General features: G+C 59.0%; 13 protein-coding genes. 10 read left to right on the forward strand and 3 right to left on the reverse strand.

Going from position 1 to position 13,925, the window contains the following annotated elements; translation table 11 throughout:
- Positions 1-111 precede the first annotated feature (111 nt).
- The 3 genes from AC0ZT5_RS30455 to AC0ZT5_RS30465 form a co-directional block, all read right to left on the reverse strand.
- A complete protein-coding gene (locus AC0ZT5_RS30455) occupies positions 112-399 on the reverse strand; it encodes a hypothetical protein (RefSeq protein ID WP_488499450.1) in 288 nt (95 codons plus the stop codon).
- Between the two features lie 67 nt (positions 400-466).
- Complete coding sequence (gene rpoN, locus AC0ZT5_RS30460; RefSeq protein WP_488499501.1) at positions 467-1,951, reverse strand: RNA polymerase factor sigma-54; 1,485 nt, start codon at positions 1,949-1,951, stop codon at positions 467-469.
- Between the two features lie 67 nt (positions 1,952-2,018).
- Positions 2,019-2,552 (reverse strand): redoxin family protein, encoded by a 534-nt coding sequence (locus tag AC0ZT5_RS30465; protein ID WP_488499451.1) that lies wholly within the window; start codon positions 2,550-2,552, stop codon positions 2,019-2,021.
- Between the two features lie 85 nt (positions 2,553-2,637).
- On the opposite strand from AC0ZT5_RS30465, the gene AC0ZT5_RS30470 reads away from it, so the two are divergent.
- The 10 genes from AC0ZT5_RS30470 (at position 2,638) to AC0ZT5_RS30515 (ending at position 13,731) form a co-directional block, all read left to right on the forward strand.
- Complete coding sequence (locus AC0ZT5_RS30470) at positions 2,638-3,183, forward strand: hypothetical protein (RefSeq protein WP_488499452.1); 546 nt, start codon at positions 2,638-2,640, stop codon at positions 3,181-3,183.
- Positions 3,184-3,796: 613 nt separating this feature from the next.
- Positions 3,797-4,690 (forward strand): nitrogenase iron protein, encoded by an 894-nt coding sequence (nifH, locus tag AC0ZT5_RS30475; RefSeq protein WP_488481681.1) that lies wholly within the window; start codon positions 3,797-3,799, stop codon positions 4,688-4,690.
- A gap of 99 nt (positions 4,691-4,789) precedes the next feature.
- On the forward strand, positions 4,790-6,292 hold the full coding sequence (nifD, locus tag AC0ZT5_RS30480; protein WP_488481680.1) for a nitrogenase molybdenum-iron protein alpha chain: 1,503 nt from the start codon (positions 4,790-4,792) through the stop codon (positions 6,290-6,292).
- A 121-nt stretch (positions 6,293-6,413) separates the two neighbouring features.
- The gene (gene nifK / locus AC0ZT5_RS30485) at positions 6,414-7,955 is read left to right on the forward strand and encodes a nitrogenase molybdenum-iron protein subunit beta (protein WP_488499453.1); all 1,542 of its coding nucleotides are present in this window, start codon (positions 6,414-6,416) and stop codon (positions 7,953-7,955) included.
- Between the two features lie 157 nt (positions 7,956-8,112).
- A complete protein-coding gene (gene nifE, locus AC0ZT5_RS30490) occupies positions 8,113-9,588 on the forward strand; it encodes a nitrogenase iron-molybdenum cofactor biosynthesis protein NifE (protein WP_488499454.1) in 1,476 nt (491 codons plus the stop codon).
- Between the two features lie 8 nt (positions 9,589-9,596).
- Entirely contained in the window at positions 9,597-10,979 is a 1,383-nt protein-coding gene (gene nifN, locus AC0ZT5_RS30495) for a nitrogenase iron-molybdenum cofactor biosynthesis protein NifN (RefSeq protein ID WP_488499455.1), read from the forward strand.
- Positions 10,945-11,448 carry a nitrogen fixation protein NifX gene (gene nifX, locus AC0ZT5_RS30500; protein WP_488499456.1) on the forward strand — a complete coding sequence of 168 codons (504 nt, stop codon included), beginning with the start codon at positions 10,945-10,947 and terminating at the stop codon, positions 11,446-11,448. The genes nifN and nifX overlap by 35 nt, the downstream gene beginning before the upstream one ends.
- A gap of 12 nt (positions 11,449-11,460) precedes the next feature.
- A complete protein-coding gene (locus AC0ZT5_RS30505; RefSeq protein ID WP_488481675.1) occupies positions 11,461-11,940 on the forward strand; it encodes a NifX-associated nitrogen fixation protein in 480 nt (159 codons plus the stop codon).
- Between the two features lie 24 nt (positions 11,941-11,964).
- Positions 11,965-12,747: a response regulator transcription factor gene (locus AC0ZT5_RS30510; protein ID WP_488481674.1), complete on the forward strand. Its 783-nt coding sequence runs from the start codon at positions 11,965-11,967 to the stop codon at positions 12,745-12,747.
- A 96-nt stretch (positions 12,748-12,843) separates the two neighbouring features.
- Positions 12,844-13,731 carry a universal stress protein gene (locus AC0ZT5_RS30515; protein WP_488481673.1) on the forward strand — a complete coding sequence of 296 codons (888 nt, stop codon included), beginning with the start codon at positions 12,844-12,846 and terminating at the stop codon, positions 13,729-13,731.
- The last annotated feature ends 194 nt before the right edge of the window (positions 13,732-13,925 follow it).

A 13,925-nucleotide genomic window follows, 5' to 3' on the forward strand; every position in this document is an offset into this window, starting at 1 on the left:
TAACGTGCGCGGAGCAGCCGCATCACTTTGGCGACGGCCTATTCCTGTCAATCACGGTTCGGCGGGCAAGTGCGACACCATCACTGCAGACCTCCATTTCAGCCAAGTGATCTATGACGGCATTTTGAAGGGCGCTTTAATCCCGAACTCGAAGAAATCTTGAACGTCGATGATTGCCGGGTCGTCTCCATCAACGATGGCTCTCTCGCGCTCATCATAAACGAGATGTGCATCCTTCGAGTGAGAAACGATGTGCAGCGGCTTCGTGAGAGGGTCAACAATGCACTGGCAACTGAACTGCGCACGTATTTCTCTGTGCGTGCGCTCTGAGGGTGTTTGCATCGGTAAATTCAATACCCAGAAATTCAACGAAAATGAACTGCTGATCAGAGAGGTCATTGTCGATATGGCCCTCATAGGGAAGAGCGCATGCCGCGCGCGCATTGATGAGAACCCTCTGTTTATATCAGCGTTGCGGTTTGACGTCAGCGGGATCAGACGGCAAAGCTTCATCTCCATTGAGCCATAGGCGCTTTTCCCTGCGACGTTGTACAGAGGAGGGGATGTTCATCGCCTCGCGATATTTTGTAACGGTGCGCCGGGCAACATTGATGCCGGTTTCCTTCAGCCGCGCGGCGATGTCATCGTCGGAAAGCACGTGCCCGGCGGATTCTTGAGCAACTATAGCTTTGATCCGATGACGGACAGCTTCGGCGGAGTGCGCGTCACCACCTTCACAGGAGGCAATCGCGACGGTGAAGAAATACTTCAGTTCAAACACCCCGCGTGGAGTAAGCATATACTTGTTCGAGGTCACCCGGCTCACCGTCGACTCATGCACGTTGATCGCTTCAGCGACAGTCCTCAGATTGAGGGGCCGCAGGTGGGCGACGCCGTGCCGGAGGAAGGCATCCTGTTGGCGCACGATTTCAGTGGCAACCTTCAGAATCGTCTGGGCTCGTTGGTCGAGGCTGCGAATTAACCAGTTCGCGTTTTGCAGGCATTCGTTCAGAAATGCCCGATCTTTCGAATTCTGGGCTGTGTGTCGCGAGACTTCAGCGAAATAGGTTTGATTGATCAAAACCTTGGGCAGCGCCTCTGGATCAAGTTCGATCTGCCACCCACCTCCGGGCGAGGGCGTGACCAAGACGTCGGGTATGATGGGTTCCGGCGCTCCGGATTGGAATCGGTTCCCGGGCTTGGGATCGAGCGCACGGATTTCATGCAACATCTCAAGGAGGTCGTCTTCATCAACGTGGCAATGCTGCTTCAGTGCCTGAAAATCGCGTCTCGCGACCAGGTCAAGGTGGGTGATCAAAGCGGCCATCGCCGGGTCGAACCGGTCTCGCTGGCGCAACTGGATCTCGAGACATTCGCTGAGGGTGCGAGCAAAAATTCCCGGTGGATCAAAGTGCTGCAAGGTTGCAAGAACACGTTCCACGTCCGGCTCGCCGACGTTCAGCATGCCGGCCAGTTCCAAAAGATTTGCCGGAATATAGCCGGTGTCTTCCAGATGGCCTGCAAGCTCGGCGGCAATCAGCCGTTCCTGTGGTGTGAAGGCGGTGAGCGCGATCTGACTAGCTACGTGATCGTGCAATGTTTCGGTGCAGGCGGCAAACTCTTCCAGCGCAGGGCGATCACTCGCCGGAAGGTTCGTCGTATTGCGCAGCGATTTCCATTCCCCCAGTCGCTCGGCGGACGCCGCGCTCGTCGGCCTGTCAATGTCTTTATCGGGTTCGCCGGTGGACTGCTCTGCCGAAATCGGAACGTCGCTAGGAGCCTCACCGTCGTTTGGAGCAGGCTCCAAAAGAGGATTTTTCTCGAGTTCCTGCTCCACGAATTGATGCAGTTCGACGCGAGCCAGTTGCAGCAGGCGGATCGACTCAATGAGCTGAGGCGATGCCACCATCGATTGCTTCTGGCGTTGAAGCAGCCTTGCCGAGGACAGCATGTTGAGCGCGAAACTCCGTTCGAGGAGACACTTGGCCGTGTGTTGGGGCTGCCAGACGTTCACTCGGTCATGCGGCTGCCTTCAGTGTTTCAAGAACGTTTTGCGGGGATGAAACCTCATAGGGATCGGTCTCGCAATTGTCGGAGAAGCCTTTTTCCTCAAACCACTGTTCCACCGCGCCGTCGTTGATCAAAGCCGCATAGCGCCAGGAGCGCATTCCGAAACCGAGATTGTCCTTGGCCACCAGCATGCCCATTTTGCGGGTGAACTCGCCTGAACCGTCCGGGATGAGCTCGACCTTCTGCAGCCCCAAAGCCTTGCCCCACGCATTCATGACGAAGGCATCGTTGACGGAGAGGCAGTAGATTGCATCAATTCCTTCCTTCTTGAACTCGTCGTAGAGCTTTTCGAAATTGGGCAGTTGGTAGGTCGAGCAGGTCGGGGTGAAGGCGCCAGGAAGCGAGAACAGGAGGACCCGCTTGCCACCAAAATAGTCGTCGGATGTCTTGTCTTCCCAGCGGTATGGATTCGGTCCCTCAATGGAATCATCGCGAACACGCGTGCGAAATGTTACGAAAGGAACTTTCTTCGTGATGGTCATCAATTAACTCCTGCTAGACGAAACCTGGCATGGCTTCTCGGTTTGGCCGACACAACGTCGACTCGGCAGACATGCCGGACGTGAGATGAAGGCCTTCGCGGCTTCCAAATCGCTTTTCCATCCGGTGGTACGGGAGGGCATTGGCCCACCCCTTCGTCATCCGAACGGCCGAACCGATATGAGTGATTTGGGCAGATCGAGCAACCGTTTTGCGGCAAGTAGCGATGGGCTGGCAGTGTTCGAGGAGAAACACGTGGCGATCAACAGTGCCGATGTCGAAGCAGACGTGTGGTGCCGCAACTTTGGCGTCGCGCAAGAGTCTCGCTTCGCGAAAGTGGCTCTGGCTATTGCAGATGGTTACCAGTGGCGCGCCGACGTCGGTTGGGGTGATCCTTTGATGCACTGCTTTGGGATCCGCATGCCGATGAGGATCGGCAAGCGGCAGTTGGTCCAACGCCATACGTTTGGATTTCGGGCCCCGCCCACACCTGCGCAGAAAAGCCAGCGAGCATGGACGCCTGGAGGCACCGACCTCTCGATGTTTATCCGCAACAGCCACCGTCAGCTTAAGCGGTTCTCTGCATTCACCCATGCCTCGCTCTCCGCTTTGTTTGTGGTTCGATGGCTCTGATGAGCTGGCGCAAATGCCGTGCCATCTAGCTTGCAGCAGGAAAGGAAGCGATCTTCACCTTGAGCAGAAAGAACTGCTCTCGGAGACGCGATGGAGAAAAGCCTTCCATCTGAGGCGGCGATCACATCGGAATCAACGTGTAACATTCAAAGCCGCCAGTGCTCGGGAAACATGAAAAGCGTTTCCAGCTGACGGATCGACGGAACCTTCTTGTGTCAGAAGGTGGACGCAAATGTCGGAAGCTCTACCAAGCCGACGGGCCGGGCTCCGGCTGCTTGATATTCAGGCTTATGGAGTGACCGCTCTTTCAGTCTAGCCGGCTGAGCCTACCGTAAGCACAAAGCCCGTTCAGGCCGAGACAATATGGCTGTCCTATTCAACACTGTCCGACATGTTTCGTTGGTGTTGTCAGGTCCGCGACATAGGCTGAGTTAGTCACGTCCCCGTATTTTGCTGAGGCCAAATAACTGAAAAGGAAGAACAAAAAACTTTCTTCGATGCGTCACTAAAATTGGCATGAGTTTTGAACCTTACGTTACGAGGCGGCGAAAGCTGCCGACCGGCATTCGTATCGCGGCAGCCGCGATGAATGGAACGAAGGAAGGAAAGCTACATGTCAGGTCTGCGTCAGATCGCCTTTTACGGCAAGGGCGGCATCGGCAAGTCCACCACCTCCCAAAATACGCTCGCCGCCCTTGTCGACTTGGGGCAGAGGATACTCATCGTCGGCTGCGATCCCAAGGCCGACTCCACCCGCCTTATCCTGAATTCGAAGGCGCAGGATACCGTGCTGCACCTTGCAGCAGCGGAAGGTTCGGTGGAAGACCTTGAACTCGAGGATGTGCTCAAGATCGGCTACAAAGGCATTAAGTGCGTGGAGTCGGGCGGCCCCGAGCCGGGCGTAGGCTGCGCCGGCCGCGGCGTCATCACCTCGATCAACTTTCTCGAGGAGAATGGCGCCTATGATGATGTCGACTATGTTTCCTACGACGTGCTCGGAGACGTGGTGTGCGGCGGTTTTGCAATGCCGATCCGCGAGAACAAAGCCCAGGAAATCTACATCGTCATGTCCGGCGAGATGATGGCGCTCTATGCCGCCAACAACATCGCCAAGGGTATTTTGAAATACGCCCATTCGGGCGGCGTGCGGCTTGGCGGCCTGATCTGCAACGAGCGCCAAACGGACCGCGAGCTTGACCTCGCCGAAGCGCTGGCTTCCAGGCTCAATTCCAAGCTCATCCATTTCGTGCCACGCGACAATATCGTTCAGCACGCCGAGCTCAGGAAGATGTCGGTGATCCAGTATGCGCCGGATTCAAACCAGGCCGGGGAATACCGCGCGCTGGCCGAGAAGATCCATGGCAATTCGGGCCAGGGCACCATCCCCACCCCAATCACCATGGAGGAGCTCGAGGACATGCTGCTCGACTTCGGCATCATGAAGACAGACGAGCAGATGCTTGCCGAGCTTCAAGCCAAGGAAACGGCAAAGGCGGCTGCACAGTAAACAAGCGATGTCGACTCGAGGTGCGGCCTTGACCTGGCGCGCCTTCGAAACAAAGGCGCCTCGCCGGTGAGGCGTCACGCGAACCTTGAAAGGGGTCCCATGAGCCTGGAATATGAAAATGACGGTGCTCTCCACGCGAAGCTTATCGAGGAGGTGTTGTCCCACTATCCCGACAAGACGGCGAAGCGCCGCAAAAAGCACCTCAACGTAGCAAAGAGCGGGGACGAGGCCGGCGAGGAAGGGGAGGTCCTTTCCGAATGTGACGTCAAATCAAACATCAAATCCATTCCCGGCGTGATGACCATTCGCGGCTGCGCCTATGCCGGCTCAAAAGGCGTGGTGTGGGGTCCGGTCAAGGACATGGTCCACATCTCGCACGGCCCGGTCGGCTGCGGGCAATACTCCTGGTCGCAGCGCCGCAATTACTACGTCGGCACGACGGGCATCGACACGTTCGGGACAATGCAGTTCACCTCCGATTTCCAGGAGAAAGACATTGTTTTCGGCGGCGACAAAAAGCTGGAGCAGATCATCGACGAAATCGAAGAGCTTTTTCCGCTGAACAAGGGCATCACCGTGCAGTCCGAGTGCCCGATCGGCCTGATAGGTGACGACACCGAAGCGGTTTCACGCAAGAAGGCCAAGGAGATCGAAAAGACGATCGTGCCGGTGCGTTGCGAGGGCTTCCGCGGCGTCTCGCAGTCGCTCGGCCACCACATCGCCAACGATGCTATCCGCGACTGGGTGTTCGAGAAGAGGGCCATCGAGTTCGAGGGTGGCCCCTACGACGTGAACGTGGTCGGCGACTACAATATCGGAGGCGACGCGTGGGCGTCGCGAATCCTGCTCGAGGAGATCGGCCTGCGTGTGGTCGGCAACTGGTCGGGCGACGCAACGCTCGCCGAGATTGAGCGCGCACCGAAGGCCAAGCTCAATCTCATCCATTGCTACAGGTCTATGAATTACATCTGCCGGCACATGGAGGAAAAATACGGCATCGCCTGGATGGAATACAATTTTTTCGGTCCCTCCCAGATCGAAGCCTCCCTGCGCAAGATTGCCAAGCACTTTGGGCCGGAAATCGAGGAGAGGACCGAAAAGGTCATCGCCAAGTACCGACCCTTCGTCGACGAGGTCATTGCCAAATACCGACCGCGCCTGGAAGGCAATACGGTGATGCTCTATGTCGGCGGCCTGCGCCCTCGCCACGTCATCACAGCATACGAGGACCTCGGCATGGTGATCGTCGGCACAGGCTACGAATTCGCCCACAACGACGATTATCAACGCACCGCCCACTACGTGAAAAACGGCACGCTGATCTATGACGACGTGACCGGTTACGAGTTGGAAAAGTTCATCGAGGGGGTTCGTCCTAATCTTGTAGGCTCGGGGATCAAGGAAAAGTACCCGGTGCAGAAGATGGGCATACCGTTCCGTCAGATGCACTCCTGGGATTATTCGGGGCCCTATCACGGCTATGACGGCTTTGCCGTTTTCGCCCGTGACGTTGATCTTGCCATCAACAACCCGGTTTGGGACCTATTCGAGGCGCCGTGGAAAAGACGGCCAAGCCGGGGGCAGGCAATGGCTGCCGAATAGAACCTGGTCCGAGCCTGGCCTCCCAGGGAGACGATAAACCCCGCGATCCGCGGAAGACCTGAAACGTTCAATGTCCCTGTCCCGCGCTGCAGCGCGGTCAGATTCAAGAAGGGTGACCACCATGCCGCAGTCGGCCGAAAAAGTTCTCGACCACGCGCCCCTCTTCCGCGAGCCGGAATACAGGCAGATGCTTGCCGAGAAGAAGCTGAATTTCGAATGTCCGCACCAGGATCAGGTCGTCGCCGATCAAGGCGAATTCACCAAGACGTGGGAATACCGCGAGAAAAACTTTGCGCGCGAAGCGCTTGTCATCAACCCCGCCAAGGCCTGCCAGCCGCTCGGCGCGGTATTCGCGGCCGCGGGCTTCGAGCGAACCATGCCCTTCGTCCACGGAAGCCAAGGCTGCGTGGCCTATTATCGCTCCCACCTGTCGCGCCATTTCAAGGAGCCTGCTTCGGCGGTTTCTTCCTCTATGACCGAGGACGCGGCAGTGTTCGGCGGACTGAAGAACATGGTCGACGGACTCGCCAACACGTATAAACTGTACGACCCGAAGATGATCGCCGTATCGACGACTTGTATGGCCGAGGTCATTGGCGACGACTTGCGCAGCTTCATCGAGAACGCCAAGGAAGAAGGCTCAGTCCCGCGCGACTTCGATGTGCCGTTCGCCCACACGCCAGCCTTCGTCGGCAGCCACGTCGACGGCTATGACGGTACGATCAAGGGCATTTTGGAACACTTCTGGAAAGGCCAGCAGCGAACGGAAGCCCAAGGAACGATCAACATCATTCCGGGCTTCGACGGCTTTTGCGTCGGCAACAACCGGGAACTCAAACGTCTGCTCGATCTGATGGGCGTGTCCTATACATTCATCCAGGATGCCTCTGACCAGTTCGACACACCATCGGACGGCGACTACCGCATGTATGACGGGGGCACGAAAATCCAAGATGTGAGGAACGCACTGAACGCCGAGGCGACACTTTCGCTGCAGCATTACAACACGCGAAAAACGTTGGAATATTGCGAGGCGGTCGGTCAGGCCTCGGCCTCGTTCCATTACCCGCTGGGCGTCCAGGCGACGGACGAATTCCTGATGGAGGTCTCCGCGATCTCCGGTAAGGAAATCCCCGAGGCAATCCGACTGGAGCGCGGGCGACTTGTTGATGCCATGGCGGACAGCCAGTCCTGGCTGCACGGCAAGAAATACGCGATCTACGGCGACCCGGACTTCGTCCACGCCATGGCCCGCTTCATCATGGAGACGGGCGGCGAGCCGACCCACTGCCTAGCCACCAATGGCACCCCGGCGTGGGCGGACGAGATGAAGGCTATGCTTGCATTCTCCCCTTTCGGCAGGGCGGCTCAAGTCTGGCCGGGCAAGGACCTGTGGGCGATGCGATCGCTGCTATTCACCGAGCCTGTGGATCTGTTGATCGGCAATTCCTATGGCAAGTATCTGGAGCGCGACACCGGAACGCCGCTCGTCCGGCTGACATTTCCGCTCTTCGACCGGCACCATCACCACCGCTTTGCGCTCATGGGCTACCAAGGCGGGCTGCGCGTACTGACGACCATCCTCGACAAGATCTTCGACAAGCTCGATCGCGAGACCAGCCAGACGGGAGTGACGGACTATTCTTATGATCTCACCCGCTAAGCATGTCTCCAGGAATGTGCGAACCAGTTTGCGGAGAAGTGATGCGTGAAACCCTGAGTGGGCGGAGCGGCACTGAAAGTCGCTATCGCTTTAGCAGTGGCGACCAACTCTTTCGGAGGGGCCGGTCGCTTCCCGACGGACTTTGGAGACCAGCGTAATGTCCTCGCTCAATGCCAAAATTCAGGACGTCTTCAATGAGCCTGCCTGCGAGAAGAACCGCGGCAAGGATGCCCAGGCGCGCAAAAAGGGCTGCACCAAACCGCTGACCCCAGGGGCGGCCGCCGGCGGCTGCGCCTTCGACGGGGCAAAAATCGTGCTGCAGCCCATCACCGATGTCGCGCATCTGGTCCATGCACCGCTCGGCTGCGAGGGCAATTCCTGGGACAACCGCGGCACGGCTTCGTCTGGGCCGACTCTATGGCGCACGAGCTTCACGACCGATCTCACCGAACTCGATGTGGTGATGGGGCAGGGGGAGCGCAAACTTTTCAAAGCGATCCGCGAGATCAAGGAAGCTCACGCGCCGCCCGCGATCTTCGTCTATTCGACCTGTGTTACGGCCCTAATCGGCGACGACATCGAGGCCGTGTGCAAACGCGCGGCGGAGAAGTTCGGCTTGCCGGTGGTGCCGGTCAAAGCGCCTGGGTTCGTGGGCTCGAAGAATCTCGGCAACAAGCTTGCCGGCGAAGCGTTGCTCGATCATGTGATAGGCACGGTGGAGCCTGACGATGCCGGTCCGCACGACGTCAATATTCTCGGCGAGTTCAACCTCTCGGGCGAATTCTGGCTGGTGAAGCCGCTCCTGGATCGGCTCGGCATCCGGGTTCGCGCCTCGATTCCCGGCGACGCGCGTTACCTTGACGTTGCATCAGCGCACCGCGCCCGGGCAACCATGGTGGTGTGCTCGACCGCACTCATCAACCTGGCCCGCAAGATGGAGCAGCGCTGGGATATCCCGTTTTTCGAAGGCTCTTTCTACGGCATCACCGAGACCTCTGAAGCGCTTCGGCAGATTGCCAGACTGCTGGTGAAGAAGGGCGCAGATCCCAAGATCCTCAGCCGCACCGAGGCCTTGATTGCTGAAGAGGAGGCGATTGCCTGGAAGAAGCTCGCGGCCTACCGACCGAGGCTCCAAGGCAAGCGCGTGCTTCTAAACACCGGAGGTGTGAAATCCTGGTCGGTTGTCCAGGCGCTGATGGAGATCGGCATTGAGATCGTCGGCACCTCGGTCAAGAAATCAACGGTCGAAGACAAGGAGCGGATCAAGAAAGTTCTCAGCCACGAGAACCACATGTTTGAGACCATGGCGCCGCGCGAGCTTTACGCAATGCTCTCAAAACGCCAGGCCGACATCATGCTGTCGGGCGGGCGCACGCAATTCATCGCGCTGAAGGCCAAGGTCCCCTGGCTCGACATCAACCAGGAGCGCCACCAGCCCTATGCCGGTTATGAAGGCATAGTGGAACTCGTCCGCCAAATCGACCTCGCCATCCACAACCCGATCTGGCGTCAGGTGCGGGAGCCATCACCGTGGGAGTGCCAGGCCGCTCAAGGCGACGAGCCGTCGGAGTCCGCGACCGTCCAGGCTTTCAAATTCGCCGGCACGACGGCCCACGATTTCGGCGAGCGTTGAGGAAGCCTATGGTCCGCATCCTCCCCCAGACAAAAGCCGCGGCGGTCAATCCGCTGAAGTCATCGCAGCCGTTGGGTGCAGCCTTGGCCTTTCTCGGGATCGACGGCGCCATTCCCTTGTTCCACGGCAGCCAGGGGTGCACCAGCTTCGCGCTCGTGCTCTTCGTGCGGCATTTCAAGGAAGCCATCCCCCTGCAGACCACTGCGATGGACGAGGTGGCGACGATCCTTGGTGGGGCGGATCATCTGGAAGAGGCGATTCTCAATCTCAAGACTCGTACAAATCCGAAGCTGATCGGAGTGTGCACGACCGCGCTGACGGAAACCCGCGGCGAGGATTTCGCAGGCGATATCGCTAATATCAGGCTCAAACGCGCCGAAGAACTCGCGGGTACGGAGGTCGTGCTGGCTAGCACGCCCGATTTCGACGGGGCGATCGAAGAGGGCTGGGCCAAGGCTGTCGCGTCGATGATCGAAAGGATTACGAGGCCCGGCGTGCAGGCGCGGCGATCGAAGAAGATCGCGGTCCTGCCCGCCTCGAGCCTTACTGTGGCCGATATCGAGCATTTGCGTGAGACGGTTGAAAGTTTCGGACTCGAGCCGGTGATTGTGCCGGACGTTTCCGGGTCGCTTGACGGTACGGTGCCGGACCGCTGGGTCTCGACCAGCTATGGCGGTGCCAGCATCGAGGACATCCGCGGGCTTGGCACGGCCGTGCAATGCATTGCCATCGGCGAGCATATGCGTCGCCCGGCCGAGCTGCTGCACAGGTTGACCGGTGTACCTTACGTGCTGTTCCAGTCGTTGACAGGATTGAAGGGCGCCGACCGTTTCATCTCGCTGCTGTCTGCGATTTCCGGTGCGCCGGTCCCCGCCGCGGTGCGCCGTCGCAGGGCGCAGTTGCAGGATGCGTTGCTCGATGGGCATTTCCATTTCGGAGGGAAGAAAATTGCGATCGCTGCCGAACCAGACCAGCTCTACCAACTCGCGACGTTCTTCGTCGGCATGGGTTCCGAAATCGCGGCGGCGGTCACCACGACCGATATGTCGGAAATTCTGGAGAAAGTACCGGCGGACTCAGTTCAGATTGGCGATCTCGGCGATTTGGAAACTCTTGGCGTCGGCACTGACCTTCTGGTCACCCATTCCCACGGCCGCCAGGCCGCGCAGCACCTCGGCATCCCGCTCATGCGCGTCGGGTTCCCGATCTTTGACAGGCTCGGCAGCCAACACAAGCTCACAATCCTCTATCGGGGGACCCGCGACCTGATCTTCGAGGCTGCCAACATCTTCCAAGCCAGTCGGCATGCGCCGACGCCTGAGGGGCTTGATCCATTCCGCTACCGAGAAATGCCAGATGAACTCAGTTCGTTGCCTCTCGCTCGTGCCTGACGAAGCTCACGCATCGATGCCGCTAAAGCAACCCGGCGCTTTGCGTGTGGCGATCGCCACGCAAGACATGAAGAATCTCAACGCTCATTTCGGGTCGGCAAGGCGCTTTGCAGTCTACGACATGACACGGGAGGAGTGGCAGCTTGTGGAAGCCGTGGTCTGCGACGACGTTTCCGATGAGACCGGCAAGCATCGCAGCGAGGGCGATGATCGCATCACGCCGAAGGTGGAGGCGCTGAAGGGCTGTCATCTCCTGTTTTGCCTGGCTATCGGCGGACCTTCGGCGGCCAAGGTCATTTCGGCGAAGATCCTTCCGATCAAGGTGCCGCAGCCCCAAAGCATTCAAGAGGTGCTTTTGCGCACGCAGATGATGCTGAGGACGTGTCCTCCGCCTTGGCTGCGCAAGGTGCTGGCGGAGGCAGGCGTTGCTGAAAAGAAAACATCCTTCGAGGATGAGGATTTCAAATGAGGAGCAGGCGAAATGTTCGATGCCGTTGTTAGCCCAGATATCGGCGAGATCGAAGCGGCCCTTGCCACCAAGTTCGTCAGATGCCTCGTGCGGCTGATCCGTGCCCAAGACTCCTTCGGATCGTGGGAAGGCAAATCGGACGCCGAGCTACTGGGAGACTTCGTCATCACAAAGCAACAGCGACGTGCGATCCCGATCATCGGCGATCCCGATCCTGATGTGCTGTGGAGGCTCAACATGTTTTACACGGCCGTCGGGCTTGCGATCGAAGAGCGCTCCGGCCTGATGGCATCGCCGATGATGGAGATCAGCCATGAGGGCTTCGGGCGCGTGATCTTCACGGCCGGGCGGTTGGTCGTTCTGTCGAAGACCCTTCGCGACGTCCATCGGTTCGGCTTCGAGACGTTGTGGAAACTCGCCGCGGCCGGAACGAAACTGGCCGGCGACGCCATCGCGGTCATTGAAGCCTATCCCGAGGTGGCGCGGGCATGATGGAACCGCTCTTTAAGCGCGATCATGCCGGGCCTTGAAGACGTGCCGTGGCCAGCCCACCCAACCGATGTGGTCGAGGCCGATTTGCTTGTTGGGATAGTGCCGATGAAGCCACTGGTCCTGATCTGTTCACAAGATACGGAGTTGTATCTGTTCCTCAGCCACATTCTGGAGGTGGATGGCTTCACGAGTGAACCGGCAGGCTGCATGCCGGAAGCACTTGCAGCGGCCGATGAGCGGGAACTCCAGGCGGTAGTACTGGATTGCGGGCCAGCAAGCGCCACAGGCCCCACAATCTGCGCCAGGCTCAAGAGGGAGCCCCGTACCGGCGGCCTTCCCATTGTTGCCCTCATCGCCCCCGGCGCTGAGAACCAGCACCTCGATTTGTTGAAGGCCGGCATAGACGAGAGCTTTGTGCGACCGATCGCGCCGGCCACGCTGCTCGACTGTCTACGGACGAAGCTGGCGCTGCCGAAGCCGGGTTCAAACGGAATTGAAAACAGCTGGCTCTGCTGCGGCAGCCTTGAGATGAAGCTCGATGCCTACCGAGTTCGTGGCAATGGCCACGACATCCATCTCGGACCGCTCGAGTTCAACCTGCTGCGGCATTTGCTCGAGGCTCCCGGAAAGGTCTTTAGCCGGGAAGAGCTGATCGACGCGGCCTGGCCGAACAATATCCACATCGGTGCACGCACCGTCGATGTGCATATCAGCCGGATCAGAAAGGCGCTGAAGGCGGCCTCCCCCGGCAGCGTGATTCGTACCGTCAGGTCGGCCGGTTATTCGCTGGAAAAGCCGGACGGCTGAATGGCGGCCGATGCGGTGCCACTTCCATTGCGGCCGCAAGTCTTGCGGCTTCGAAACGCGCCGGCAGGTACGATATGTTCAGAAAGAAACAATCAAATGGCTTTCAGAAGCGTACTCAGTGTGACGGGAGCTGACCACTCCGGTCAGGATGTCAAAACAGCTGCCAGCTTGTGTGCCGAAGTCGGCGCGTATCTTTCCGTACTGGTGATGTCGCCTCCGCCGCTCATTATGCCGTCTCCGCTACTCGGCGATGGCATCCCCGAGTGGCCTGGACAACGCGCACAGGCCATCGCCAGACTGGACAAACGGTTTAGGCAGATCGAGAGATTTTCCCAGGACATGGCCAGACTGGAAAAAACATCCAGGGAAATTCAGACACTGCTGAGAGCCATGTGGCTTTGCTATGACGTCGATACCGACTACTGCGATGAGGCCACCATCGGTGAGGTGGTGCGAAGACGGGCGCTCTGCGCCGACCTGACAATCATCGGCCCCTCGCTTCTCAACGACGATAGGCTCGGACCTTTTGCTATCAACGGCAGCTTGTTCGATACGGGAAAGCCGGTGCTTGTCGTCCCAAGGGGCGCTGAGGCGACGCTGTCGCCGCGGCGCGTGCTGGTCGGCTGGGATTCGCGAGTCGAGGCGTCCCGCGCGGTTCGGGAAGCGCTGGATCTCCTATGCGGTGCTGAGGACGTTCGTGTCACCCTGGTCGATCCTGAGGCTACGTGCAACGGAAACGGCGCCGATCCCGGAGACGACATCGCTGCCTACCTCGCCCGGCATGGCGCCCGGGTGGCGGTTGACCGACTGCCGAGCCATGGCAAACCGGCGGCCACGGTGCTCGCGCAGCACGCAATCGACACGTCTGCCGATATGATAGTCATGGGCGCTTATGGCAGCCGGCGGCTGCGCGACCGCCTCTTCGGAGGGGTGACGAGATGGCTGGACGGCAACCCGCCAATGCCGCTGTTTCTGGCTCGCTGACGGGTGTCTAAAAACCGTAGTTTTGATCTCTCCTGCGATCGCTATGCCCATCCGAGTTCGACTTCCAGGCAAAACGCCTAGTGGAACGTTAGCACCTTTGTCTGCGGGTGCAGGATGCTAGTGGCGATATCTACGTGGTAGGGTTCAGCGATAGTCGAAGCCGACCGCTATTGCGGTAAACTTTGGCCACGCTC

This window comes from Mesorhizobium sp. CNPSo 4670 (assembly GCF_057784235.1).